This is a genomic window from Dictyoglomus sp. DH, assembly GCF_055181375.1.
The window spans coordinates 837,132-862,213 of sequence record NZ_CM143706.1 but is presented as its reverse complement, the minus strand read 5'-3'; the positions used below and the strand labels follow the sequence as shown (position 1 = coordinate 862,213).

The following is a 25,082-nucleotide window of genomic DNA, read 5'->3' as shown; positions in this document are numbered from 1 at the left end:
ACGTGTTAAAAATCAATTGTATAATATCATTATATCCTTTTATCATCAAGTAATTGACGATTATTAGGTTAAGTGTTATAACAAAGAAAAAAAGAAGGGAGGGAGAGAATAAATTGTATGAGTAGTAAGAATGAAGACGTAATTCCGAGATGTAACTCTTTCATTACTACAATACAAAGGAAAGGAGATAAGATATTATGGAAAAAAGTAGACTCTCTCCCTTACGTAAAGGAGGCCAGAGAAAATGCCCAGGCTAATCTGGTCTCCAATAAAATATCGAAAATTTTCTGTTGGAGACATAATAATATTCCTCTTTATAGGAAGTATTATTTACTCCATTGCAACCTTAAATACTATCTATTCAAAACCCACCCAACAAATATATCTTGATCTATCCCCCCTAAAACTTCCCCTTTATGCTATCTTTTCACTTATAAGAATGATCTTCGCTTATATTATTTCTTTAATTTTTACCATTGTATATGCCTATACTGCGGCCTATAAGAAAAACTTGGAAAAGATATTAATTCCTCTCCTTGACATTCTCCAATCTATACCTGTCTTGTCCTTTTTACCACCTGTATTTATGGCAGTAATATCACTTTTTCCTGGCTCCAAAATAGGACTAGAGCTTACATCTATTATATTAATATTTACAGGACAAGTATGGAACATGGTATTTAGTTTTTATCAATCCCTAATATCCATACCTCGAGATCTCAGAGAGGCAGCTAAGCTTTTAAAGCTAAATCCTTGGCAAAGGTTTTGGAATTTAGAATTTCCATATGCTGCTATAGGTCTCATATGGAACAGTATGATGTCCTGGGCTGGGGGCTGGTTTTTCCTTATGGCCTGTGAAATGTTTACATTAACAAATCAAAATTTCGTATTACCAGGCATTGGCTCTTATCTATCATTTTCAGCCATAGAAGGAGACTTAACAAAATTATTCTATGGCTTATTTACATTAGTTATTGTGATCATACTTTTAGATCAATTAGTATGGAGACCTCTTATTGCATGGGGACAAAAATTTAAAATAGAATTTGTTCAAGATGAAGAAACTTATGAATCAAGAGTATTATTATGGTATCGACGTTCAAGAATATTTGAATTTATAAAAAACCATATCGCTGATCCTCTAAAAGAGAAATTAAACCAATTTTTTGTAAGATATTATACAGAGAAAACTCTAAAAACCCCAAATATATCTATATTTCCAAAGATCTTAAATATTATTGTATCTTCCCTCTTAGGATTATTAGTATTAAGAGGAGTCTTCGGATTATTAGATCTATTAATCAAATTACCTTTAACTACCTGGGAAGAAATTCTTACCGCTGCACTCCTAACACTTTTAAGAGTATCCTTAGCAGTTATTATTGCTTTATTATGGACCTTACCTTTAGGTGTAAAAATTGGAATGAATCCAAAACTTTCTAAAATATTACAACCAATAGTACAAATAGTTGCATCCATTCCTGCAACAGCCATATTTCCTATTATCATTATGTATCTTATAAACCTATCAGGAGGGCTAAATTTAGCAAGTATTATTTTAATGTTATTAGGTACTCAATGGTATCTACTTTTTAATATTATTGCAGGAGGTATGTCTATTCCAAAAGATCTTATCGAAGTTTCCAAACTTCTTAAACTTAATAGAAAAGAACAATGGAAGATACTTATATTACCTTCCATATTACCCTACCTTGTAACTGGTGGTATTACAGCAATGGGAGGAGCATTTAACGCGAGTATTGTTTCTGAATATATAGAATTTCAAAATAAGGTGATAAAAATAAAGGGTCTTGGAGCCTTGATAACTGAAGCCTCAAGTACAGGAAATAATGCTCTCCTTGCTGGTAGTACTATTACTATGGCTATCATGGTGGTGACTATAAACCGTTTATTCTGGAAAAGATTATTTAAGAAATCAGAAGAAATGCTATCATGATCATTAGGAGGTATTTAAATCATGGAACTTCTTAAATTAGAAAATATAACTGTAAGCTTTACCTTTCCAGAGGGCATTGTTACAGTATTAGATAATATTAACTTTACAGTTAATGAAGGAGATTTTTTGGCCCTTTTAGGACCATCAGGATCTGGAAAATCAACCCTACTTAGGATTATAGCAGGACTTATAAGACCTAATAAAGGAAAAGTATATTTTAAGGGTAAAGAAATAAAAGATATAAATCCTGGGGTAGCGATGGTCTTCCAAAATTTTGCTCTATTTCCATGGCTTACTGTCTTGGAAAATGTGGAATTAGGACTAAAGGCAAAAGGTTTACCCCCTGAAGAAAGGAGAAAAAAGGCTACAGAAGCAATAGATTTGATAGGACTTGATGGTTTTGAAAATGCATATCCTAAAGAGCTTTCTGGAGGTATGAGACAGAGAGTAGGTTTTGCCAGGGCTTTAGTAATGGAACCTGATATTCTCCTTTTAGACGAGCCTTTTTCTGCTTTAGATGTATTAACAGCAGAAAACTTAAGAAATGACCTTATTGAATTATGGATAGAAAAAAGAATTCCAACTAAAGCTATAATTTTAGTTACTCATAGTATTGAGGAAGCTGTATATATGGCAGATAGAATCATTTTGTTAAGTAAAGATCCTGGAAAGATAATTAAAGAAAAAAGAATAAACATACCTCATTGGAGAGATAAAAAATCTCAAGAATTTTTGGGGATTGTAGATGAAATATATAGCACTTTGACTGGTAAACCATTGGAAAAGATCTTATGGAAAGAAAAAAGACATATTCACATCCCTGAAGCAAGCGTAGGTTCTATAACAGGATTAGTTGAACTTGTCAATGATTTAGAGGGGAAAGCTGATATATACAAATTAGGAGAGGAACTTCTCATGGACGTTGAAGATTTATTACCTATTGTAGAAGCCTGCGAACTTTTAGGTTTTGCTGAGGTTAAAGAAGGTGATTTAATACTTACTGAGGCTGGTAAAAAATTTGCAGAAGCAGATGTGTTAGAGAGGAAAGAAATTTTTAAAACTTTAGCAATTGAAAAAGTTCCATTCTTAAAGCAGATAGTCAAAGTCCTTCAATCAAAATCAAACCATAAGGTTCCAAGGTCTTTCTTTTTAGATTTATTAAGGAAAAACCTTACACCAAAAGAGGCAGAAAGACAATTAGATACACTCATAGATTGGGGCCGATATGCAGAACTCTTTGAATATGATGATGATAAGGATGAACTCTATTTGCCTGAAACATCAGAGTTAATTAATCTTTCTTCGGAAACATAATCTGTGATAAAATAAATAATGGGAGGTTAGAATTTTGGAAACTGTTGCTATAAGCAGGATAAGAATATTAACCTTTCTATTGACTTATACTTATGTTATATCCAATATATTTTTTGAAGACTTATTACAATATCTCGTAATATTATCTTCTATTTTTTATAGTTTTATTCTTTATTACTTTTCATCCCACAATAAAATCAATGAAACTCTTACTATCTCAGTTTTAGATGAGATCTTTATTCTTATTCACCTGTTTATCTTTAAAAATTTTATCTCTAAATTTTTATTTCTCATATATCTTCCTGTAATAAAAGAAGTACTTTTTAGAAGGGATAAAGAAGCATTTATATTAGGATTTATATGTAATGTAATAATTATTCTCTATTCTTTACAAAATACTCAATTTTTATCTCCCACCATATCCTTTTCTCTTCTTCCTTTTTCCTTTCTTATTCCCTATCTTTCTCTCCATTATACTAAGGAAAAGCCGGGAGGGTAAAAATTTGAAAAAAGGAAAGTTTTTCTTAATTCTTTTTATTCTTCTTCTATGGATCATTTCCATTTCAGTTCCTGCCCAAGAGTCGGTATATATAATACCTATTAAAGGAACCATCGAATTAGGGCTTTCTTCTTTCGTAGAAAGAAGTATTAGAGAACATCCAAACACAAAAGCTTTTATATTTGAAATTGATACATTTGGTGGAAGGGTAGATGCAGCAACAAAGATTAGAGATGCTATCCTTAATACTCCCATAACAACCATTGCATATATAAAAGATAGAGCCTGGTCTGCAGGTGCATTAATAGCGCTTGCGTGTGAAAAAATCGCCATATCTCCATCTGGAAGCATTGGAGCAGCAGAACCGAGACCTGCAGAAGAAAAAATTATCTCTGCTCTTAAAGCTGAGTTCGAGAGTACCGCAAAGAAAAGAGGAAGAGATCCCAAAATAGCAGCAGGAATGGTAGATGCAAGCATCTACATACCTGGTATAAAAGAAAAAGGCAAAATTCTTACATTATACGCAGAAGAGGCTAAAAAACTTAAATTTGCAGATCTTATTGCTTCTAATATGGATGATGTACTAAATTTCTTCAAATTAAAGGATACAAATCTTGTAAAGCTTAATCCTACTTGGTCTGAAAATATTGTAAGATTTATAACAGATCCAACAGTATCTAGTATAATTTTGACTATAGGAATGTTAAGTCTTTATGTAGCTATCTTTACCCCTGGATTAGGTGTTCCTGAAATATTAGCCATTGTTTGTTTAGGTCTATTCTTTGGAGGGCATTACTTGGCAGGGCTTTCAGGTCTTGAAACAGTACTATTGTTTTTATTGGGGCTTCTTCTAATTTTTATAGAAATACATACCCCAGGATTTGGAATCCCAGGAATATTAGGTAGTATTTCAGTATTTTTCAGTATATATCTTACTATAGCTCAAAAGGGGAGAACTACCCAAGCAATTCTTACAGGAATTTTTGTAGTAGCTTCCCTTATTATATTTCTTATCTTTTACCTTCCAAGAAGCAGATTTTGGAAAATCTTAAATATTCCTCAAGATCAAAAGAAAGATTTAGGATATACTGCTGTTAAAGAAAGAACAGATCTTATTGGAAAAAAGGGAATAACTCTAACAATGTTAAGACCTACAGGTTATATTGAAGTAGATGGAGAAAAATTAGAGGCATATACAGAATCAGAATTCATTGAACCAAATACAGAGATTGTAGTGGTAAAAGTAGAGGGGAATAAAATTTTTGTAAGGAGGAGGGAAAAATGAGTGTAGTTTTAGGTTTTCTAATCCTAATCTTAGTTTTAATTTTCTTAGTAATATTCTTTAGCTTTGTACCCTTAGGACTTTGGATCTCTGCTCTTGCAGCTGGTGTACGAATAAAAGTTACTGATCTTATCGGAATGAGGCTTAGAAGAGTACCGCCTGGAATAATAATTAATTCTCTAATTAAAGCTCATAAGGCAGGACTATCGGAAGTTACATTAGATAAATTAGAAGCTCATTATTTAGCAGGAGGTAATGTGGATAGAGTAGTAAATGCTCTTATCGCTGCACAAAGAGCTGGAATTCCTTTAACCTTTGAGAAAGCTGCTGCTATAGATCTTGCTGGAAGAGATGTCTTAGAAGCAGTACAAATGAGTGTAAATCCAAAGGTTATCGAAACTCCCACAGTTGCAGCTGTCGCAAAAGATGGAATTGAGCTGAAAGCTAAAGCAAGGGTAACTGTAAGAGCTAATATTGAGAGACTTGTGGGAGGAGCTGGTGAAGCTACCATAATAGCAAGAGTTGGTGAAGGTATCGTAACTACAATAGGTTCTGCAGAGAGCTATAAAGAAGTATTAGAAAATCCTGATAGTATATCAAAAACTGTACTTGCAAAAGGATTGGATGCTGGTACTGCCTTTGAAATAGTCTCTATAGACATTGCAGATGTGGATGTTGGAAATAACGTAGGTGCAAGACTAAAAATGGATCAGGCAGAAGCTGATATGAGAATCGCTCAAGCGCAAGCTGAAAGTAGAAGAGCTCTTGCTATAGCAAGAGAACAAGAAATGAAAGCTTTTACTCAAGAAATGAGAGCCAAGTTAATAGAAGCAGAAAAAGAAGTACCATTAGCTGTTGCAGAGGCATTGAGAGCTGGTAAAATAGGTGTTTTAGATTACTATACTCTTAAAAATATTATGGCAGATACAGCCATGAGAGAAGCCATATCTAAACTTGGACAAACAAAAGAAGAAGGTAAAGATTAAGATGGAATGGATAGTATTCCTATATATATTATACATAATTCTATCCGCCATTTTAAATGCCATTAAAGAAGTTAATAAACAGAAAAAAGTAGTTGTCATTAAACCAGTAGAAGAAAAGTTAGAGAAAACGCCTAAAACTGAGTCCACACCAAAAGAAAAAAACAAAGTTTTATCTACATTATACTCAGAAAAACCAAGAAAAGAGAGTAAAACCAAAGAAATTGTTCAAGGAAAAAAAACACAAGAAGAGCCCCCTTATATAGAGAAAAGCTTGAAAAACAATCTTCCAGAAATTATAGCACTAATAGAGATTATAGGTCAACCAAGAGCTCTTCAAGGATGGAGTCCTCCACATAAGAGGAAAAATTAATTATTCTAAATTCTGAAAAATAAAATTCTTTAAAAAGGAAGAGACCCATCTTATTTTTCAATTCTTCAAAGTTTACATCACGGTGGGTCTCTTCTTTTATTGATGTTACTTCTTTATCTTTTAAACCACAAGGAATAATAAAAGAGAAAGGTGTCAAATCATTATTAACATTTAGAGCAAAACCATGATAAGAAACTCTTTTTTTAATTGCTACCCCTATGGCAGCAATTTTCTTATTTCCTACCCATACTCCTGGATTTTTGACATCAATCTCCGATTCTATTCCATACTCTTCTAATAGCTTTATTAAAGCATTTTCAATTTTAAAGATAAAATTTTTAACTCCTTCAACTCTAAAAATAAAATAACCCACTAATTGTCCTGGACCATGATAAGTTATATCTCCACCTCTATCCACATGAAAATATTCAATTCCTAAGCTATTAAGTTCTTCTTTCGTTTTTAAGAGATTTTCTTCCTTACCAAACTTTCCTAAGGTGATAACTGGATAATGTTCTAACAAAATCAAGGTATCTGGAATTAGATTTTCTACTCTTAAGGAATGCAATTTTCTTTGAAGTTCCCATGCATCTAAATATCTTACTTTTGGAAGATTAAGAATTACTAATTGGCCCATATCTTTTATCAAGTTTTATACTCACTCTCTCATAATACTTCTTTATTATAAAAATATAAAAACTACAAATTGCCTTGAAAGATATATCTGTAGCCATCGCAATCCAAGCCCCAACAAGTCCTAAACCAAGTTTAATAGAGAGTATATAAGCCAGTGGTATTCTTATTAACCACATACCTAAACCACTATATATCATAGGAATTTTTGAAAATCCTGCTCCTCTTAAAGATCCAGACATTACATTAGCTGTTGCCAAAAAAGGTTGTATTATAGCAATAATTCTTAAAGCAGAACAACTCATTCTAATTACTTCTCTATCTCTGCTAAAAATCTGTACAAAATATTCTGGGACCAAAAATAAAATTAATCCTACTGTACCCATAAGTATCACTGCTCTCTTCCATGCTTCTAACGAGGCTAAAAGAGCTTTTTTATCCTCTCCTGCCCCTTTAAATTGACCTACAAGAGCAGTTACAGCAACTCCAAAAGCAAAACCAGGTTGAAAAGAAAGAGACTCTACATTAAGAGATATTCTATGAGCAGCATAGACTTTTGTTCCCAACTTTAAAACGATAGTCGCATAAAGAAGAGCACCTACGTTAAAAAGTAGACTTTCTACTGATGTGGGTATACCTATTCTAAGAATTTGAAAAGCTTTCTCTTTTTCAATTTTTAAAGAAATAGATCTAAAAGATTTAAAAAGCCTATTTTTTTTATAGATTACAAGAAAAAGTACAATAACCCCCAAAAATCTTGAAATAGTTGTTGCCAAAGCAGCCCCAGCAACTTCCATTTTGGGAAAACCAAATTTCCCAAAAACAAAAACATAATCAAGAAATATATTAATAGTATTTGAAAAAATTGTTATGTAAAGAGGAGTTCTTGTATCACCAGCTCCCCTTAAAGCAGATGAAATTATATTCATATAGACCATAAGAATACCGGGAACAAGAATATATTTCAAATATAGAGATGTTTGTTTCAAAAGCTCCCCATTAGCTCCTAACATCCTTAGGGTCTCATCTATACCAAATATGGCATAAAACAAAATTAAAATTGATAAATATAAACCAATATTTAAAGAAATTTGTAAATAATCAGATAAATCTTTATATCTCTTTGCCCCTACATTATAAGCCACCATCACCATTGTACCCGTAGTAAGGGTTGAAATTATAGCAAGGATCACATTAATTATCTGCATGCCAAAACCTACAGCAGCTAAAGCAGTTGCACCTAAAAATCCAACAAAGATCATATCAACAAAACTAAATAGTAGTTGAAAAAGGTTCTCTAAAAGGACAGGTATAGCAAGAGTAATTACCTTTTTACCTATTTCTTTTCTCTCTTCATAGTCAAGCCCCATCGCTTTTTAAAGTCTCCTTTTACTGTTTATCCTTCTAATTAAGAGAGAGGCTGGAAAAACTTTTTCTTTCCAGCCTCTCATAAGGAGGGGGGTGTGGGTTATATTATAATAAAAATCTCTATTTTTTGTAAAGAAAAAATAAGGTAAAATAAAAAAAAAGGGGGATTAAAAAGATGATCCTGAAAAGATATTACGGAAAAAATAAAGAACCTCTTTCCATAATAGGCTTTGGTGGAATATTAGTAATGAATGAAGATCAAGAAACAGCAAATAGGAGAGTTTCAGAAGCTATAGAGTTAGGTATAAATTATTTTGATGTCGCACCTTCATACGGAGATGCAGAAGATAAACTTGGTCCAGCTATCAAAGGAAAACGAGACAGAATATTTCTGGCTTGCAAAACCATGCAAAGAGATAAAGAAGGAGCTTTAGAAGAACTAAAAAAATCTCTAAAGAAATTAAATTCCGATTATTTTGATCTATATCAGCTTCATGCTATGACTACTGAGGATGATTTTCAAAAAGTAATAGGTCCTAATGGAGCCTTAGAAGCTTTTTTAAAAGCAAAGGATGAAGGTTTAATTCGTTATATAGGTTTTTCCGCTCATTCTGCGGATATAGCATTAAAATTATTAGATGTATTTAATTTTGATTCTATTTTATTTCCCATAAATTGGGTATGTTATTTCAATGGCAATTTCGGTCCACAAGTAATTGAAAAAGCTAAAGAAAAAGGTATTACTATTTTAGCTTTAAAAGCTATGGCAAAAACTTCTATTCCTGAAGGACAAGAGAGAAAATACCCTAAATGTTGGTATGAACCTGTTGATAATAAGGAACTTGCTCAATTAGCATTAAGATTCACCCTCTCCCTAAATATAACAGCAGCTATACCCCCAGGAGAATATAAGTTTTTTCAATGGGCAATAGAGGTTGGAATGAATTTTAATCCTATTACTCAAGAGGAGTTAGAGTATTTAAAAAAACTTGCATTAAATATAGAACCAATTTTTAAAGTTTCTTAATGTACTATATCTTGAATTTTCAGATCTTTCTGATATACTCCATATGGTATATATAAAGGAGGTGATAGTAAAATATGGATTTTATTTCTATCGCAAAGCCTATGGATAAAATTGAAGAAGAGCAAGAAGTAATAATATTAGGAGGAGGACCAGCAGGACTCACTGCAGGTATTTATGCTGGAAGAAACTTATGGAAGACCTTGATTATTGAAAAAGCAATAATTGGAGGAAATGCAGCCTTAACTGAAAAAATTGACAATTATCCCGGATTTCCTGAGGGAATAACAGGAGAAGAATTAGTTAAAAGAATGGAAATCCAAGCAAAAAAATTTGGTTCTAAAATATTAGAGGCAGATGTTCTCAATTTTCGTATTGATGGCGTATGGAAAATTATTGAAACATCTAATGGTATATATAGAGCTCCAACCCTTATTATAGCAACAGGAACAAGACCAAGAAAATTAGAAGTACCAGGAGAAGAAGAATTCATAGGAAAAGGTGTCTCTTACTGTGCTGTATGTGATGGAGCATTCTTTACAGGTAAAAGAGTAGCAGTGGTAGGAGGAGGAGACTCTGCTGTTGAAGAAGCCATCTACCTGACGAAATTTGCAGAAGAAGTTATATTAATTCACAGAAGAGATACTTTAAGAGCTGAAAAGATTACACAACAAAAAGCCTTTTCCAATCCTAAAATTAAGTTTTTATGGAGTCATATAGTCAAGGCTATTGAGGGTGATAAAAAAGTGGAAAGATTAATATTACAAGATGTAAAAACCAATGAGATTAAACAATTGCCGATAGATGGAGTCTTTATCTACGTTGGACTAATACCAAATACAGAAATTTTTAAAGATATTTTGAATTTAGATAAAGATGGTTTTATAATAACAGATGAAAAGATGCATACTTCAGTACCAGGTATATATGCTGCTGGAGATGTACGCGGAAAAATATTAAGACAAATAGTAACTGCTGTTGCAGATGGTGCTATAGCAGGCATGGAAGCAAGTAAATTTTTAGAAGATATTAAATATAATAAGGAGGTATAATAATGGCTCTTTTAAAAGAAGAGGATCGTCAGTATTTAGAAAATCTTTTTAGGGAAAATCTAAAAGATAAAGTAAAAATAATATTATTCAGTGAAAAGGCTGCAGGGAGCAAACTTGTAGTTCCGGGAAGAATAGAATGCCCCTATTGTCAACAAACAAGAGAAATTTTGGAAGAATTAACTGGACTTTCTGATCTATTAGAACTTGAGGTACATGATTTCCTCACAGATGAGATTATTGCTAAAAAATATAATGTGGATAAAATACCTGCCATACTTTTTGAGAAAAATAATAATGTTTTAGGAGTAAGGTATTTCGGAATACCATCAGGTTATGAGTTCTCAAGTTTAATAGAAGACCTCATTGATATTTCAAGAGGAGAAACTCAACTCTCTCCTACAACAAAGTCATTTCTTAAGACAGTAGATAAACCTGTACATATACAAGTTTTTGTCACACCTACCTGTCCATATTGTCCAAGAGCTGTAAGGCTAGCCCATCAATTTGCTATGGAGAATCCATTAATCACAGCAGATATGATTGAAGCAATTGAATTTCCACATCTAGCAGAAAAATATGAAGTAACTGGAGTACCAAAAACCATAATCAATGAAAAGGTTGAGATAGAAGGTGCTGTTCCTGAAAATGTATTTCTTGAATATTTTAAATCTGCCCTAAAAGATTAGTCTAATTTACCAAAGAAATGGTCTAAAGCCTCACCTACTAAATACAAAGATCCAGTAATTAATATTAAGTCAGTAGGTGAGGCCTTCTTTATCACATCTTCATATGCTTCTTTAAAATCTACATAAGAAAAAGCATCTTTTACAGAGAAGCTGTTTACTATTCTTGAAAGTTCATCAGGAGTTCTTGTTCTATTAGTAGGTAATGGAACAAAATGATAGCTATAAACCAATGGATCTAAAGTAGAGACAAAGCCTAAAGCATCCTTATCTTTCATCATACCGCAGATTAGAAATAATTTATCATATTTTATATATTCTGTGATAGTATCTCTTAAAGCTTTAGCAGAAGAGATATTATGAGCACCATCTAAAACTACCATTGGGTTTTCCTTTAAAATTTGAAATCTACCTTTCCATTCAACCCTTGAAAAACCTTTTCTTATACTCTCGTTATCAATATCAATAAAATATTTTGACTTTAAAACTTCTAAAACCCCATAAGCAGTAACAGCATTAATTATCTGATGATTACCCAATAAAGGTATAAAATATATTTTTTCATATGAACCATCACTTATTGAAAATTCCTGACCCAAATTACTAAATGACAATCTTTTCCAACTATATTTTTCATCTATTTTAATTATAGGAGCCCTTCTCTCAATAGCCACTTTTTTAACCACATTCCATGCCTCTTCCTCTTGTAAAGATGAGATTACTGGTATATTTTCCTTAATAATGCCAGCCTTTTCAAAAGCTATTTGGGATAAAGTGTTTCCTAAAATATGCATATGATCATAACCTATAGGAGTAATTACAGATACTAAAGGCAATATAACATTGGTAGCATCTAACCTTCCTCCTAATCCTACTTCAATAACTGCAAAATCGACTTTTTTGATAGAAAAGTATAGAAAAGACAAAGCTGTTAATATTTCAAAGAAAGTAGGAGAACCATAAATAGGATGCTTTTTGGCTTCTTCAATATAAGGTTTAGCAATATTTACAAGATCAACCAATTCCTCTTCAGAAATTAATCCACGATCAATCCTAATTCTCTCTCTTAAGGTTTGCAAATGAGGTGAAGTATATAATCCCACCCTATATCCTGCTTCTTTTAGTACTGAAAAAATAAAGGCAGATGTAGATCCCTTACCTTTTGTTCCAGCTATATGAATAGATTTAAGATTATTTTGGGGATTTCCCATAAGATTTAAAAGATATTTCATTCTCTCTAAATAAAACTTTTTCTCCTCATAAGTTAATTTATCTAAGTTTTTCTCATAATTTATAAAACCATATATGTAATCTAAAGCATCCTTATATTTCACTTCCTATTCCTCCCATTTTAATAATCTTTAATTGATTTTAACATCTTTTTGTGATAAATTTATCCTTGAACTAATAAAGGTTCAAAGATGACCAATATTTCCCTCATCAATGAGGATAGAAATATTGGTCTTTGTTTATTTATAAAAATGTTAGAAAGGAGAGCGATTAAATTATGCTAATAGAAGAGGTATCCTACTTTATAGTTCCAAAAGAAGTAAAAGATATCCTCCTTTCATGTAAAAAAGTCATAATACCAGAGAAAAGAGAAGAATTTTTTGAGCTCGCTATAGGAGGAAAGGATAATAAAGAATTTAAAGTAAAATACGATGTACCTGGAAAAGGAGAAGTGGTAGAGGCTATAGTAACAAAATGCAAAAACGGAATTGTAATAAATTATCCTGATGTATATATGAGAAGAAGAGATCCAGATAGCTTAGTAGTTGGCGACGAAGGTGATACAGATAAACCTACATTTAAGGAAAGGTTTGGAGAAGATTTTGATACATTAAGAGAAAAAACCTTTGAATGGCTAAAATCACAAGAACTTATAGTCATGCCATTTATGTCTGGTGGAAAAGAATTAGGATACCCTTCCCTATTAATTTGCCCTTCTAACGCTGCTTTTTTTGCTGGAGCACTTGCTGATATTCAAGGTTTTATACCTAAAAGCCAAATAAGAACAAATTTTGAGCCTATAGCCATAGTATATGTAGCCCCTCCTTTTAGACATACTCATTTTGGAGGAAAACAAGTCGTAGTACATAATAGAATAAATAACCATCATGAGGTTTTTTCATATAATTTATACCCTGGGCCCAGTGCAAAAAAGGGAATATATGGAGTACTGTTAAATATAGGAGAAATGGAAGGCTGGGTTACTGCACATGCCTCAACAGTAAAAATAATAACACCTTATGATAATGTATTAACTATAATGCATGAAGGAGCAAGCGGTGGTGGAAAAAGCGAACTACTACAACAGATGCACAGAGAAAAAGACAACCGAGTATTATTAGGTACAAATATCATTACAGGAGAAAAATTTTATATAGAAATTCAAGAATCTTGTGAAATTCATCCTGTAACTGATGATATGGCAATGTGCCATCCTAAGTTACAGACAGGAAGAGGCAAAATGGCAGTAAAGGACGCAGAACAAGGGTGGTTTGTAAGATTAGATAATATTAAAAGCTACGGTACTGAGCCTCAACTTGAAAGGCTTACTATACATCCACCTGAGCCATTAATCTTCTTAAATATTGAGGGACACCCTGATGCTACTGCCTTAATATGGGAACATACTATGGATGAGCCTGGTAAACCATGTCCAAATCCAAGAGTTATAATTCCAAGAAGATTTATACCAAATATTGTAGACGAACCTATAGAAATAGATGTAAGAAGTTTTGGTTTCAGAACCCCACCATGTACAAAAGAAAAACCAACTTATGGAATAGTAGGTCTTTTCCATGTGCTTCCACCTGCCCTTGCTTGGCTTTGGAGACTTGTAAGCCCAAGAGGGTATGATAACCCAAGTGTAACTGATGGAGATTTAATGAGTAGTGAAGGAGTAGGATCTTATTGGCCTTTTGCTACAGGAAAAATGGTAAAACAAGCCAATCTCCTTTTACAGCAAATATTAGATTATCCTAATACTCAATATATACTTGTGCCTAATCAGTATATTGGTGTTTATAGGGTAGGATTTATGCCAGAGTGGATAGTAAGAGAGTACTTAGCTAAAAGAGGAAGTGCTAGACTCAGACCAGAGCAATTAAGACCCGCAAGATGTCCTTTGTTGGGATATGCCTTAGAAATGGTAAAAGTTGAAGGTCACTATATACCAAAGGCATTTCTTCAAGTAGACCAACAACCAGAAGTAGGACCAGAAGCCTATGACGCTGGAGCAGAAATACTTAAAAATTTCTTCAAAAAAGAGCTTAAAAAATTTATGACCTTAGATCTTGACCCCTTAGGGAAAAGAATTATTGAATGTTGTTTAGATGATGGGAGCTTAGAGGATTATATAAAACTAATTCCTCCTCGAAGATAAAAAATATTTTTTCTCTTTTAAAAATTATATATAAGTGGTATAACTATAAATAGGAAAAAGATTTTATATTCGAGGAGGAATATAAAAATGAAAGAAGTAAAAGTACCAATAGGCGTGTCTGCACGCCATGTCCACCTCTCTCAGGATGATCTGGAGAGGTTATTCGGAAAAGGTTACGAGTTGCATCCTTATAAACCTTTATCACAGCCAGGACAATACGCAGCAGAAGAAGAGGTAGAAGTAATTGGTCCTAAAAGATCTCTAAAGTTAAGAGTATTAGGGCCAACAAGAAAAAATACTCAAGTAGAATTAGCAATAACTGATGCTATTTATTTAGGAATTCAACCAATTCCTCCTATAAAGGACTCTGGTGATGTAGAAGGAACACCCGGAATAAAGATTAGAGGACCATTAGGAGAGATTGAGATTCCTAAAGGGGTAATTGTTGCATGGAGACATATACACACTCCAAAAAATATGGCAGATGAGTTGGGACTTGTTGACAAGCAGATTGTAAAGGTAAAAGTAGAAGGAATAAGAGCTGTAGTATTTGAAAATGTCTTAATAAGAGTAAGCGACAAATATGCCTGGGAATTTCATATTGATACGGACGAGGCAAATGCTGCTTTTGTTAAGAACGGAGATATAGCTACAGTTGTCTTTGAGCCAGTAAAGCTTTTGCAAAAGACATAGCTAAAAAAATTAAAACAAAAATTCCTTAAAAAGAGAGGAAGAAAATTAATTTCTTCCTCTCTTTTTATTTACACAATTTTAGATATAATTAATAGATAAAATGAATTTCAAGGAGGTGATTTTTTTTGTCCAACTTAATTATTATACTTCTTTTGGGAATAATCATAGCTTTAATTTTTTCATTTCAAAATCAAACTGATGTTGTAATCTACTTCATATATTGGTCTCTTACAACTAAAATTTCTACAGTACTTTTTATTACTTTTGCAATTGGAGTTCTCTTAGCTTTTATCAGTATATTACCAGTATTGTTTAAATATAAACGAGAAATATCGAAATTAAACAGAAAAATAAAAGATTATGAAAAACAATTTAAGGTAAATAAGGAGCAAGAAATATCTCCAGGAAACTAAGAGGTGAAAAAATGATAGAGGAAAAGATAAAAAAATTAAAAAAAGAAAGAGACGCTGTTATATTAGCTCATAATTATCAACTTCCTGAAGTACAAGATATAGCTGATTTTGTAGGAGACTCATTAGAACTTGCAAGGATAGCAAAGGAGGTTAAAGAAAAAGTAATAATTTTTTGTGGAGTACATTTTATGGCAGAAACAGCTTCTATTCTTGCTCCAGATAAGATAGTAGTTCTACCTGACTTACATGCAGGGTGCCCTTTAGCTAATTCTATAACCCCAGCAGATATTTTAAAATTAAAAGAAAAATATAAAAATTATGTTGTTGTTAGTTATATAAATACAACCGCAGAAGTAAAAGCATTAAGTGACTATATTTGTACCTCTGCCAATGCAGTCTCTGTAGTAGATAAAATTTCAGAGGATAAAATCATCTTCGTACCAGACCGAAATTTAGGCTATTATGTAAGTAAGCATACTAAGAAAGAAATGATAATTTGGGATGGATTTTGTCCTACTCATCAAAGAATTCTTCCTCAAAATATATTGGAACTTAAAGAAAAACATAAAGATGCTAAAATAGTGGTACACCCAGAATGCAGAAAAGAGGTATTAGACTTAGCTGATAAAGTAGCAAGTACAAGTGGAATTATTAAGTATGTAAAAGAAGATGATCATAATAGATATATAATAGGCACCGAAGCAGGATTACTACACAGACTAAGGAAAGAAATTCCCAATAAAGAATTCTTCCTGGCATCCCCACTTGCAGTATGTGCTAACATGAAAAAAATCACATTAGAAAAAATATTATGGTCTCTGGAAGATTTATCTCCACAAGTAAAGGTACCAGATCATATAAGAGAAAAAGCATTAATACCGATTGAGAGAATGCTATCCTTATGATAGATAGATATATTGCTAATTTCAAATCAAAAAATACAACAGAAAAATTTGACATAATAATTGTTGGAAGTGGAATAGCAGGCTTAATTTCAGCCTACTACATTCCCCCTCAATTTAAAGTTGGTCTTTTCACAAAGGATAAAATAGAGGAAAGTAATACTTATTATGCCCAAGGAGGAATTGCAGTAGCATTAGCTCCTGATGATTCTCCCGAATTACACTTCAAAGATACTATTTTAGCTGGGGCAGATTTTAATGAGGAAAAAATAGTAAGAATTGTTGTGGAAGAAGGAATAGATAGGGTTAGAGATTTAATAAAATTAGGTGTGAATTTTGATAAAAAAAATGGACTTTCCTTCACAAAAGAGGCTGCCCATAGTAGAAGGAGAATAATCCATGCCCATGGAGATGCTACAGGATACGAAGTAGCTTGTACTCTAATTAAAAAAATTAAAGATAAAGATAATATTAGATTATTTCATAATCATATGCTTATTGATATATTGACCCTTGATAATCAGGCTTATGGATGTATTTTTCTTAATTCAAAAACGAATGAAATTTCAATATATCTTAGCAGTTATATCATATTAGCCACTGGTGGAGCAGGACAGTTATACCTTCATACCACTAATCCTCTCATTGCCACAGGAGATGGTATAGTATCTGCTTTTAGGGCGGGAGCAAGAATTATGGATCTTGAATTTTTCCAGTTTCACCCAACTGCATTAAAAATAGATGCCCCACAAAGATTCCTTATCTCCGAAGCAGTAAGAGGCGAAGGAGGAAGACTTATAAACTCCTATGGAGAGAGGTTTATGCTTAATTATCATCCTTTGGGAGAATTAGCCCCAAGAGACATAGTCACAAGGGCTATATACTTTGAAATATTAGAAACACAAAAAGATGTATATCTTGATTTAAGACCAATTGGAGAAAATAAAATAAAGAGAAGATTTCCTAATATATACAAAAAATGCTTGGAATATGGAATAGATATAACAAAAGACCTTGTCCCTATATCACCTGCTGCCCACTATTTTATGGGGGGAATAGAAACTGATGAATATGGAAGAACATCCATAAGAAATTTATATGCTTGTGGAGAAGTAGCTTGTACAGGACTGCATGGAGCTAATAGACTTGCTAGTAATTCTCTACTGGAAGGGCTTGTTTTTGGTAAGAGATGTATTGATGCTATATTAAATGATAACCCATCTTTGATCTCAGAATATGATGAAAACCTAAATTTAAAAGAAATTGAAAATGACAAATCTTTAAAGGAGAAAACACAAAAACTAAAAACTCTTATGTGGGATAAAGTAGGAATTATAAGGGAAGAAAGTAAACTGAAGGAAAGTGAAAGAGAAATAATTGATTTAATGGAAGAGATAAACGGAGTATATATGAAAAATAGAAACTTTTTTGAATACAAAAATATGTTAACCCTTTCTTTATTGATGATAAGATCAGCTATTCTAAGAAAGGAAAGTCGTGGTGCTCATTTTAGAATAGATTTTCCTACCTCAAAAAAAGAATGGAAAAAACATATAATTTGGGAAAAAGATAAGGAGGTAATATATCGTGAGGTCAATTCCCCACCATCTTTTAAAAAAGATCGTTGAAGAAGCTTTAATTGAAGATATTGGTACAGGAGATATTACAACCGATAGTATCGTTCCAGAAGATATGAGATCAAAGGCTTTTATTTTGTCAAAAGATAATGGTATTATTGCTGGCCTAACTGTAGTAAAAGAAGTTTTTAAATATCTTGATGCAGATGTAAAATTCAATGAAAAGTATAAAGATGGTGATTCCATTAGAATAGGAGACATAATACTCGAAATATATGGAAAAACAAGAGCTATACTTTCAGGAGAAAGAACAGCTCTAAACTTTTTACAAAGATTATCTGGTATTGCAACCTATACAAGAAGATGTGTTGATATAGTAAGTCCATACAATGTTAAAATTTTAGATACAAGAAAAACAACGCCCCTCCTAAGAATTCTTGAAAAATATGCAGTAAAGGTTGGTGGAGGAGAAAATCACAGATTTGCACTATACGATATGGTATTAATAAAAGATAATCATATAAAATTTGCAGGAAGTATCACTGAAGCAATCAAAAGGATTAGGAAAAACCTATCTCACATATATAAAATAGAAGTAGAAATAAAAAATATTGAGGAACTAAAGGAAGCATTAGAAAATAATGTAGATATGGTATTGTTGGATAATATGGATTTAAAAACCATAGAAGAATGTGTAAAAATAGCAAAAGGAAAAGCATTAATAGAAGTTTCAGGAGGAATATCCATAGAAAATTTAGAATCTATTGCTAAATTAGGTGTAGACTTTATATCTATGGGAAAACTAACTCATTCAGTGAAAAGTTTAGATCTAAGCTTGGAAATAGAATAATATTCCAATGTTGAAAACCAAAACCCAAAAGGAAAAAGCATATATCTTCCTTTTAATTGGCATAACAGCTATGGCTTCTGCTTCCATTATTATTAAGCTGACAAAAGCTCCTCCCCTTGTTATAGCATCATACCGTTTATTAATATCATCTCTTATTCTTTCCTTAATGAATTACAAGAAGGTAAAGATATGCTCTAAGATATTTAACAATATATTATTAACTTTTGCAGGATTATCCTTAGGTATTCATTTTTACACATGGATCTCTGCTCTCTTTCTAACTTCTGTGGCTAATGCTGTGGTACTTGTAAATACAAGTCCCATATTTATATCTATCTTAGCATCAATTATAGAGAAAAAAATACCATCAAAAAAATTCTACCTTTCAGTATTAGTAGCCCTTATAGGTGTGTTTCTTATAACCTATAACAATGATTTAAAAATCCAAATAGGAAAAGGTGAAATATTATCTATTATAGGTGCTTTAACCTTTGCTATTTATATATATACAGGTAGATATCTCTCAAAGGAAATATCCTTCATCTCATATATTACCTATGTATATTCTATTGCAGGAATATGCTTACTTTTAATTACTATCCTCTTAAAAATACCTTTAATAGGATATTCTGCCTATACATACCTAAATTTTTTGCTTCTTGCCCTAATACCACAGTTAATAGGTCATTCTTCTACCAATTATGCTATTAGAATTTTATCTCCTACCTTTACTTCTATAGTATTAATAGGTGAAACAGTTATAGCAACTTTTTTCTCAGTCATCTTCTTAAGAGAAACTACAAATCTATATAAACTTATAGGAATAGGTTTAATAATAATAGCGGTATTCTATGCTTCTTTAGAAGAAAAATAATTGTATAATTTCCAAGCTATTTCCTCTTGTTCTCTAAAATTTCCAAAAACTACACCTTTTGGAAGAAGTTTATTTATAACTTTCCTCATATACTTATCAAATTTACCTGGAGGAAAATTCTCAAAAGGAGTTCCAGGAAGAGGCATAAAGGTATGAGCATGAATCTTTGCTCCCATTTTTACTAAATCTTCTATCATTTTGACTGTCTGGTTTATATCATCCTCATTTTCATATGGTAATCCAAATATGAAATCCACATTCACCTTGAGACCATAGTAAGTAGCAGTTTCTACAGCTCTATAAACATCTTCTACTTTATGCCTTCTATGAGCTAAATCTAAAATCCTCTGACTACCAGATTGAGCTCCTATTACGATATTGTCATTATTAGCATATAACTTTATCAGCTCTACAGTTTCAGGTAAAACATGTTCTGGTCTTACTTCTGAAGGGAAAGATCCAAAAAATATTCTTCCTTCTTTTCCAATAATTTTTCTAATTTCAATAAGTAATTCTTCTAATTTTTTAAGATTTATTGTCATACCATCAGAAGATCCATAAGCAAAAGCATTAGGTGTAATAAATCTTATATCTTTTAAATTTCTTTTTACCATAACTTCCACAATTTCCAATATTTTTTCTATACTCCTATGCCTCATAATTCCACTAAAAATTCTTGGTGTCTGACAAAAGTAGCACCCAAAAGGACAACCTCTGCTTATTTCAATAGGTCCAAACCTACCAAATTTTTTTGAGAAAGGGAAGTAATCGTTTAAATCAATTTTCTTTTTATCATGAAATATTCCAAAAATTTTTTTACCACTAACTATCTCTTTTATTAAGTTTGGAAATATTCTTTCTCCCTCTCCCTTTACCACAATATCAAATCCCATATCTAATACTCCCTGGGGATCTCCCGATGGATGAGGTCCACCTGCCACAAAATAAAGATTCTCATTACTCTTTTTAAGTTCCCTGAGCTTTCCTAATATATCTTTTATTTCAAAAAATTGAGTAGTAAAAAAGGAAAAACATAAAATACTATTTCTTAAATCTCTTTCGAAAAATAAATCATCTATTTTTTCAAAAAATAATATTGGAAGTTCTTTTAGCTCTTTATCCCCTTCTACTGCTCCAAGAAGAGCATTTATACTATATTTGTTTTCCTTAGAGTCATAGAAAAATAATTTATATTCCATATATTTCTTATTTTACAAATTTAAATTTGACTTTTAAATCTCCCTTAAATAAAATAATTGAAAACTTTCCAACCGAGAAGGAGGCTAAAAAGGTTATGAATTTTAATGAAAGATTCTTAGGAGAAGCTCTAACTTTTGATGATATACTATTAGTACCAGCATACAGTGAAGTAACCCCAAAAGAAGTAAGTGTCGATACATATATTACTGAAAAGATTCATCTAAATATACCCATATTAAGTGCCGCAATGGACACAGTAACAGAAGCAAGAATGGCTATTGCCATGGCAAGAGAGGGAGGCTTAGGGATTATTCATAGAAATCTTTCCATTGAAAAACAAGCAGAGGAGGTAGACAAGGTAAAAAGATCAGAACATGGTATGATTACAGATCCCATATTCCTATATCCAGATCAAACTGTCGGTGATGCCTTAAATATCATGGCAAAATACCACATTTCAGGATTACCTGTTGTAGAAAAAAATGGTAAGCTTGTAGGGATAGTTACTAATAGAGATCTAAGATTTGAAACTGATATGAACAAAAAAATATACGAAGTAATGACAAAAGAAAATCTTATAGTTGCTCAAGTTGGTGTAACTATTAAGGATGCCCAAGAAATTCTACAAAGATATAAAATTGAAAAACTTCCTATTGTAGATAAAGATTATAAATTAAAGGGTCTTATTACAATAAAGGACATTCAAAAAATGAAACAATATCCTAATGCAGCAAAAGATAGTAAAGGTAGGCTTTTGGCTGGTGCTGCTATAGGGGTAGGCTCAGAGGCTATTGAAAGAGCAAAAGCATTAGTGGAAGCTGAAGTAGATGTTATTGTAGTTGATACGGCCCATGGACATCATAAAAAAGTATTAGAAACTGTTAAAGGATTAAAAAAATTATTTAAAGACAATATAGTAATAATTGCGGGTAACGTGGCAACAGCAGAAGGCACAAAAGCATTAATAGAAGCAGGAGCAGATGCAGTTAAAGTGGGTATAGGACCTGGGTCCATTTGTACTACTCGAGTTGTGGCAGGTATAGGAGTACCACAATTTACAGCTATATGGGAATGTGCTGAGGAGGCAAAAAAATATAACGTGCCAATAATTGCAGACGGAGGAATAAAATTTTCTGGAGATATTACAAAAGCAATAGCAGCAGGAGCTCATGCAGTTATGTTAGGAAGCCTACTTGCTGGTACTGAAGAAAGCCCTGGAGAAATTGAGATATATCAAGGTAGAAGCTTTAAAGTATATAGAGGCATGGGCTCACTCTCAGCAATGAAAGAAGGAAGTAAAGATAGATATTTCCAAGAAAATTCAGAAAAACTTGTACCAGAAGGTATTGAGGGACGAGTACCATATAGAGGACCAGTTTCAGAAGTCATCTTCCAACTTGTAGGTGGGCTTAAATCAGGTATGGGGTATTGTGGTGTTAGAAATTTAGAAGAGTTAAGAACAAAAACTAAATTTATAAAAATAACTAATGCTGGACTTAGAGAAAGCCATCCTCATGATGTAATAATAACAAAAGAAGCACCTAATTACAGTATATCAACATGGGAGTCTCGTTAAAAATCTTCATTTATTAATTTAACTACCTCTTCAATAGTTTTACTTGTGGATGAAATAAAATTAAATTTCAATCTCATAGCTCCCATATCTCCCAAAGAGATATGGGAGACTTTTTCTTCAATATCCATAACAGAACGGGTAAAGACATAAAATCTATCAAAACCATGACCTATAAGATCATTGGGTCTTAATTTATCCTTTATTAATGATGCCAGATTAAAAATAGAGGATCTTCTTAAATTCTCCGAAACAAGACCTTCAAATTCATAAGCAATTTTACCAAAGGCAAAAGATGATTTTTCTCTATAAAGTTCTCTCCAAAGGATAGGGAAAAAGTAAGGAAGAGAAAGCGTTCCCGTTAAAGGATCTACTAAAGAATATCTTCGAGGCAATTTTATTGTAAAGGTAGTACCTTCTCCTACCTTACTACTAACAGATATTTTACCATTATGGGCTTCTACTATACTCTTAACTATTGAAAGCCCCAAACCAGTACCACTTGTTGATTTTCTCAATGAACTGTCTACCCGATAAAATCTATCAAATATATGGGGAAGATGCTCTGGAGGTATTCCTACTCCTTGATCTTGAACCTCTATAATTATATCCTCCATTTTATCAGTAACTCTCACCCATACATTTCCTCCATTTGGGGAATACTTTATAGCATTATCTAAAAGATTATGAAATACCTGTGTAAGTCTTGCTGAATCACCTAAAAGAAGAGTGGGATATTCTGGAAATTGCAAAATTATTTTGTGCTTTGAAGTTTGAGTTTGAAAAAAAGAAGCTCTTTCTCTAATTATTCTTCTCAACTCTACCATATCTTTTCTAAGTTCTATTCTTCCTGATTCAATTCTTGATACATCCAAGAGATCATTTATAAGTTGAGTAAGCCTCTCTGCCTCCTTGTATATGATCTGATGATAATTTTTTATTTTCTCTGGAGGGAGATTCATTTTCATTAAAAGCTCACTATAACCCTTTATTGCAGTTAATGGAGTCTTCAACTCATGAGAAACATTAGCTACAAATTCTGACTTCATTCTATCCAATTCTTTTATCAAACTGATATCTCTAAGAGCTAAAATAAAATTAGTTACTTTTCTTCCTTCCCATATACCAGAAAGGTTACATCCAAGAATATATTCTTTTTGCCCATTCCAAGTTTTCATTTCATATTGAAGTAAGGATAATCCCTGAAAAACCATTTTATCAAGGGGACACTCAGAACACATCAACTCTCCATTTGCATTTCTACATTTTAAGACTTCTGTACATCTTTTCTGAATATCTCCCTGTGTAATATTAAAGAAATTATTTGCTACATTATTCCACATACTTAATCTTTTTCGCCCATCCAGAATTATTAGTCCGTCACCAACATTTTCAAGAATCTTTTTCATCTTTTCTCTTTCCAAATTTACATTACTGTAAAGAATTGCCTTATGCAAAGCTATAGAAGTTTCATAAGATAAATTAATAAGCATCTCTAATTCATAATTAGAAAATTTCTTATTCCTTGTACTATTAACTACTTCTATTGCTCCCAATACTTCATCTCCAACTTTAAGAGGTACACATAAAATAGAACCTGTTTTGAAACCTGATATATAGTCATAATATTGACTAAACCTTTTATCTTTAGATGGATTATTTACAATAGCAGGATTTCCTGTCTCCACAACCCAACTAACTATTCCTTCTCCCTTTGCAAGCTTTTTACCTTCTAATAAATCTCCCTTTTCTCCTATAGCCTTTTCAAAGATTAAATCCCCTGTCTCTTTATCTTTAAGAAAGATGGTTCCACCATCAGCATCAAGTAATTTAACAGCAGAATCTAAAATAAGTCCTAAAACCTCTTTAGTATCCAAGGATGAATTTACAGCTTTAGTTATATCAGAGAATATCTTCATTTCATTTATTTTCTGTTCGAGCTTTAAACTTTCTCTCCCAATATAATTTAAAAACAGAGCCAAAACGATAGCCATAATTCCAAGTTCTAAAATTCTGATATAGGCAGAACTTAAGACTACATTTATTCCCTGAATTATTCCAAAAAGAATAAAAACAAGAGTAACTAAAAAAGCAGAAAGAATTGCAGTCCTAAAATCATATCTAAAGGCTGCTGCTACCACTGGAAAAACCAAGAATAAGTATAAATCACTACTTATACCCCCAGTCAAATATACCAGAATTGATACTAATATAACATCTATAGAGGCAAATATTTCATGCTTATAAAAAAAGGGATATTTATGTACAGGGAAAATAGTAGTAAATAATATATAGATGGACGAAATAATGAGAAAAATATTAAATACTCTTACATCTGTAGGAGGCACAATATCTAACTTTACAAGAAGAAGAGCTACAAAAAGAATTAAGCCTCTAAATAAAGATAAAAAGTTTTCTCTCTTTTGATTATAGTAAACTTTCAT

At 32.2% G+C, this 25,082-nt stretch carries 22 protein-coding genes; 17 read left to right on the top strand and 5 right to left on the bottom strand.

The window, feature by feature from the left end; translation table 11 throughout:
* Positions 1–244: 244 nt before the first annotated feature.
* From ACY3JJ_RS04075 to ACY3JJ_RS04050, 6 genes are read left to right on the top strand one after another with little or no spacing between them, the layout of a single operon-like run.
* The gene (locus ACY3JJ_RS04075) at positions 245–1,957 is read left to right on the top strand and encodes an ABC transporter permease (protein WP_463092508.1); all 1,713 of its coding nucleotides are present in this window, start codon (positions 245–247) and stop codon (positions 1,955–1,957) included.
* Positions 1,958–1,978: 21 nt separating this feature from the next.
* A complete protein-coding gene (locus ACY3JJ_RS04070) occupies positions 1,979–3,271 on the top strand; it encodes an ABC transporter ATP-binding protein (protein ID WP_463092507.1) in 1,293 nt (430 codons plus the stop codon).
* A 34-nt stretch (positions 3,272–3,305) separates the two neighbouring features.
* The gene (locus ACY3JJ_RS04065; RefSeq protein ID WP_463092506.1) at positions 3,306–3,770 is read left to right on the top strand and encodes a hypothetical protein; all 465 of its coding nucleotides are present in this window, start codon (positions 3,306–3,308) and stop codon (positions 3,768–3,770) included.
* 4 nt (positions 3,771–3,774) lie between these two features.
* Complete coding sequence (locus ACY3JJ_RS04060; protein ID WP_463092505.1) at positions 3,775–5,055, top strand: NfeD family protein; 1,281 nt, start codon at positions 3,775–3,777, stop codon at positions 5,053–5,055.
* On the top strand, positions 5,052–6,038 hold the full coding sequence (floA, locus tag ACY3JJ_RS04055) for a flotillin-like protein FloA (RefSeq protein WP_463092504.1): 987 nt from the start codon (positions 5,052–5,054) through the stop codon (positions 6,036–6,038). The genes ACY3JJ_RS04060 and floA overlap by 4 nt, the downstream gene beginning before the upstream one ends.
* A 1-nt stretch (position 6,039) precedes the next feature.
* Positions 6,040–6,408 (top strand): hypothetical protein, encoded by a 369-nt coding sequence (locus ACY3JJ_RS04050; RefSeq protein ID WP_463092503.1) that lies wholly within the window; start codon positions 6,040–6,042, stop codon positions 6,406–6,408.
* Here the strand turns inward: ACY3JJ_RS04050 and lipB are convergent.
* Together lipB and ACY3JJ_RS04040 are read right to left on the bottom strand one after the other, a co-directional pair.
* Positions 6,350–7,057: a lipoyl(octanoyl) transferase LipB gene (lipB, locus tag ACY3JJ_RS04045; protein WP_463092502.1), complete on the bottom strand. Its 708-nt coding sequence runs from the start codon at positions 7,055–7,057 to the stop codon at positions 6,350–6,352. The genes ACY3JJ_RS04050 and lipB overlap by 59 nt on opposite strands.
* Positions 7,023–8,411 (bottom strand): MATE family efflux transporter, encoded by a 1,389-nt coding sequence (locus ACY3JJ_RS04040; RefSeq protein WP_463092501.1) that lies wholly within the window; start codon positions 8,409–8,411, stop codon positions 7,023–7,025. Before ACY3JJ_RS04040 ends, lipB begins: the two co-directional genes overlap by 35 nt.
* A 173-nt stretch (positions 8,412–8,584) precedes the next feature.
* On the opposite strand from ACY3JJ_RS04040, the gene ACY3JJ_RS04035 reads away from it, so the two are divergent.
* The 3 genes from ACY3JJ_RS04035 to pdo all read left to right on the top strand — a co-directional run bounded on the left by ACY3JJ_RS04035 (position 8,585) and on the right by pdo (position 11,171).
* Positions 8,585–9,436 (top strand): aldo/keto reductase, encoded by an 852-nt coding sequence (locus tag ACY3JJ_RS04035; RefSeq protein ID WP_463092500.1) that lies wholly within the window; start codon positions 8,585–8,587, stop codon positions 9,434–9,436.
* A gap of 74 nt (positions 9,437–9,510) precedes the next feature.
* Positions 9,511–10,485: a thioredoxin-disulfide reductase gene (trxB, locus tag ACY3JJ_RS04030; RefSeq protein WP_463092499.1), complete on the top strand. Its 975-nt coding sequence runs from the start codon at positions 9,511–9,513 to the stop codon at positions 10,483–10,485.
* 2 nt (positions 10,486–10,487) lie between these two features.
* Positions 10,488–11,171 (top strand): protein disulfide oxidoreductase, encoded by a 684-nt coding sequence (pdo, locus tag ACY3JJ_RS04025; protein WP_463082455.1) that lies wholly within the window; start codon positions 10,488–10,490, stop codon positions 11,169–11,171.
* On the opposite strand, the gene ACY3JJ_RS04020 is transcribed toward pdo, so the two are convergent.
* On the bottom strand, positions 11,168–12,502 hold the full coding sequence (locus tag ACY3JJ_RS04020) for a bifunctional folylpolyglutamate synthase/dihydrofolate synthase (protein WP_463092498.1): 1,335 nt from the start codon (positions 12,500–12,502) through the stop codon (positions 11,168–11,170). The genes pdo and ACY3JJ_RS04020 overlap by 4 nt on opposite strands.
* 173 nt (positions 12,503–12,675) lie before the next feature.
* Here ACY3JJ_RS04020 and ACY3JJ_RS04015 point away from each other — a divergent pair, with 173 nt between their 5' ends.
* The 7 genes from ACY3JJ_RS04015 to ACY3JJ_RS03985 all read left to right on the top strand — a co-directional run bounded on the left by ACY3JJ_RS04015 (position 12,676) and on the right by ACY3JJ_RS03985 (position 19,865).
* Entirely contained in the window at positions 12,676–14,556 is a 1,881-nt protein-coding gene (locus ACY3JJ_RS04015; protein ID WP_463092497.1) for a DUF4914 family protein, read from the top strand.
* 87 nt (positions 14,557–14,643) lie between these two features.
* Positions 14,644–15,249, top strand: coding sequence for a phosphate propanoyltransferase (gene pduL / locus ACY3JJ_RS04010; protein WP_463092496.1), 606 nt, complete (start codon positions 14,644–14,646; stop codon positions 15,247–15,249).
* Positions 15,250–15,374: 125 nt separating this feature from the next.
* Positions 15,375–15,662, top strand: a complete 288-nt coding sequence (locus ACY3JJ_RS04005; protein ID WP_463092495.1) for a LapA family protein — start codon at positions 15,375–15,377, stop codon at positions 15,660–15,662.
* An 11-nt stretch (positions 15,663–15,673) separates the two neighbouring features.
* Complete coding sequence (gene nadA, locus ACY3JJ_RS04000; RefSeq protein WP_463092494.1) at positions 15,674–16,567, top strand: quinolinate synthase NadA; 894 nt, start codon at positions 15,674–15,676, stop codon at positions 16,565–16,567.
* Positions 16,564–18,192 (top strand): L-aspartate oxidase, encoded by a 1,629-nt coding sequence (gene nadB / locus ACY3JJ_RS03995; protein ID WP_463092493.1) that lies wholly within the window; start codon positions 16,564–16,566, stop codon positions 18,190–18,192. Before nadA ends, nadB begins: the two co-directional genes overlap by 4 nt.
* A complete protein-coding gene (gene nadC / locus ACY3JJ_RS03990) occupies positions 18,152–18,991 on the top strand; it encodes a carboxylating nicotinate-nucleotide diphosphorylase (protein ID WP_463092492.1) in 840 nt (279 codons plus the stop codon). Before nadB ends, nadC begins: the two co-directional genes overlap by 41 nt.
* Positions 18,992–18,998: 7 nt before the next feature.
* Positions 18,999–19,865: a DMT family transporter gene (locus tag ACY3JJ_RS03985; RefSeq protein ID WP_463092491.1), complete on the top strand. Its 867-nt coding sequence runs from the start codon at positions 18,999–19,001 to the stop codon at positions 19,863–19,865.
* Here the strand turns inward: ACY3JJ_RS03985 and ACY3JJ_RS03980 are convergent.
* The gene (locus ACY3JJ_RS03980) at positions 19,841–21,064 is read right to left on the bottom strand and encodes a TIGR04013 family B12-binding domain/radical SAM domain-containing protein (protein WP_463092490.1); all 1,224 of its coding nucleotides are present in this window, start codon (positions 21,062–21,064) and stop codon (positions 19,841–19,843) included. The genes ACY3JJ_RS03985 and ACY3JJ_RS03980 overlap by 25 nt on opposite strands.
* Before the next feature lie 95 nt (positions 21,065–21,159).
* On the opposite strand from ACY3JJ_RS03980, the gene guaB reads away from it, so the two are divergent.
* Positions 21,160–22,641, top strand: coding sequence for an IMP dehydrogenase (gene guaB / locus ACY3JJ_RS03975; protein WP_463092489.1), 1,482 nt, complete (start codon positions 21,160–21,162; stop codon positions 22,639–22,641).
* On the opposite strand, the gene ACY3JJ_RS03970 is transcribed toward guaB, so the two are convergent.
* Entirely contained in the window at positions 22,638–25,082 is a 2,445-nt protein-coding gene (locus ACY3JJ_RS03970) for an ATP-binding protein (RefSeq protein ID WP_463092488.1), read from the bottom strand. The genes guaB and ACY3JJ_RS03970 overlap by 4 nt on opposite strands.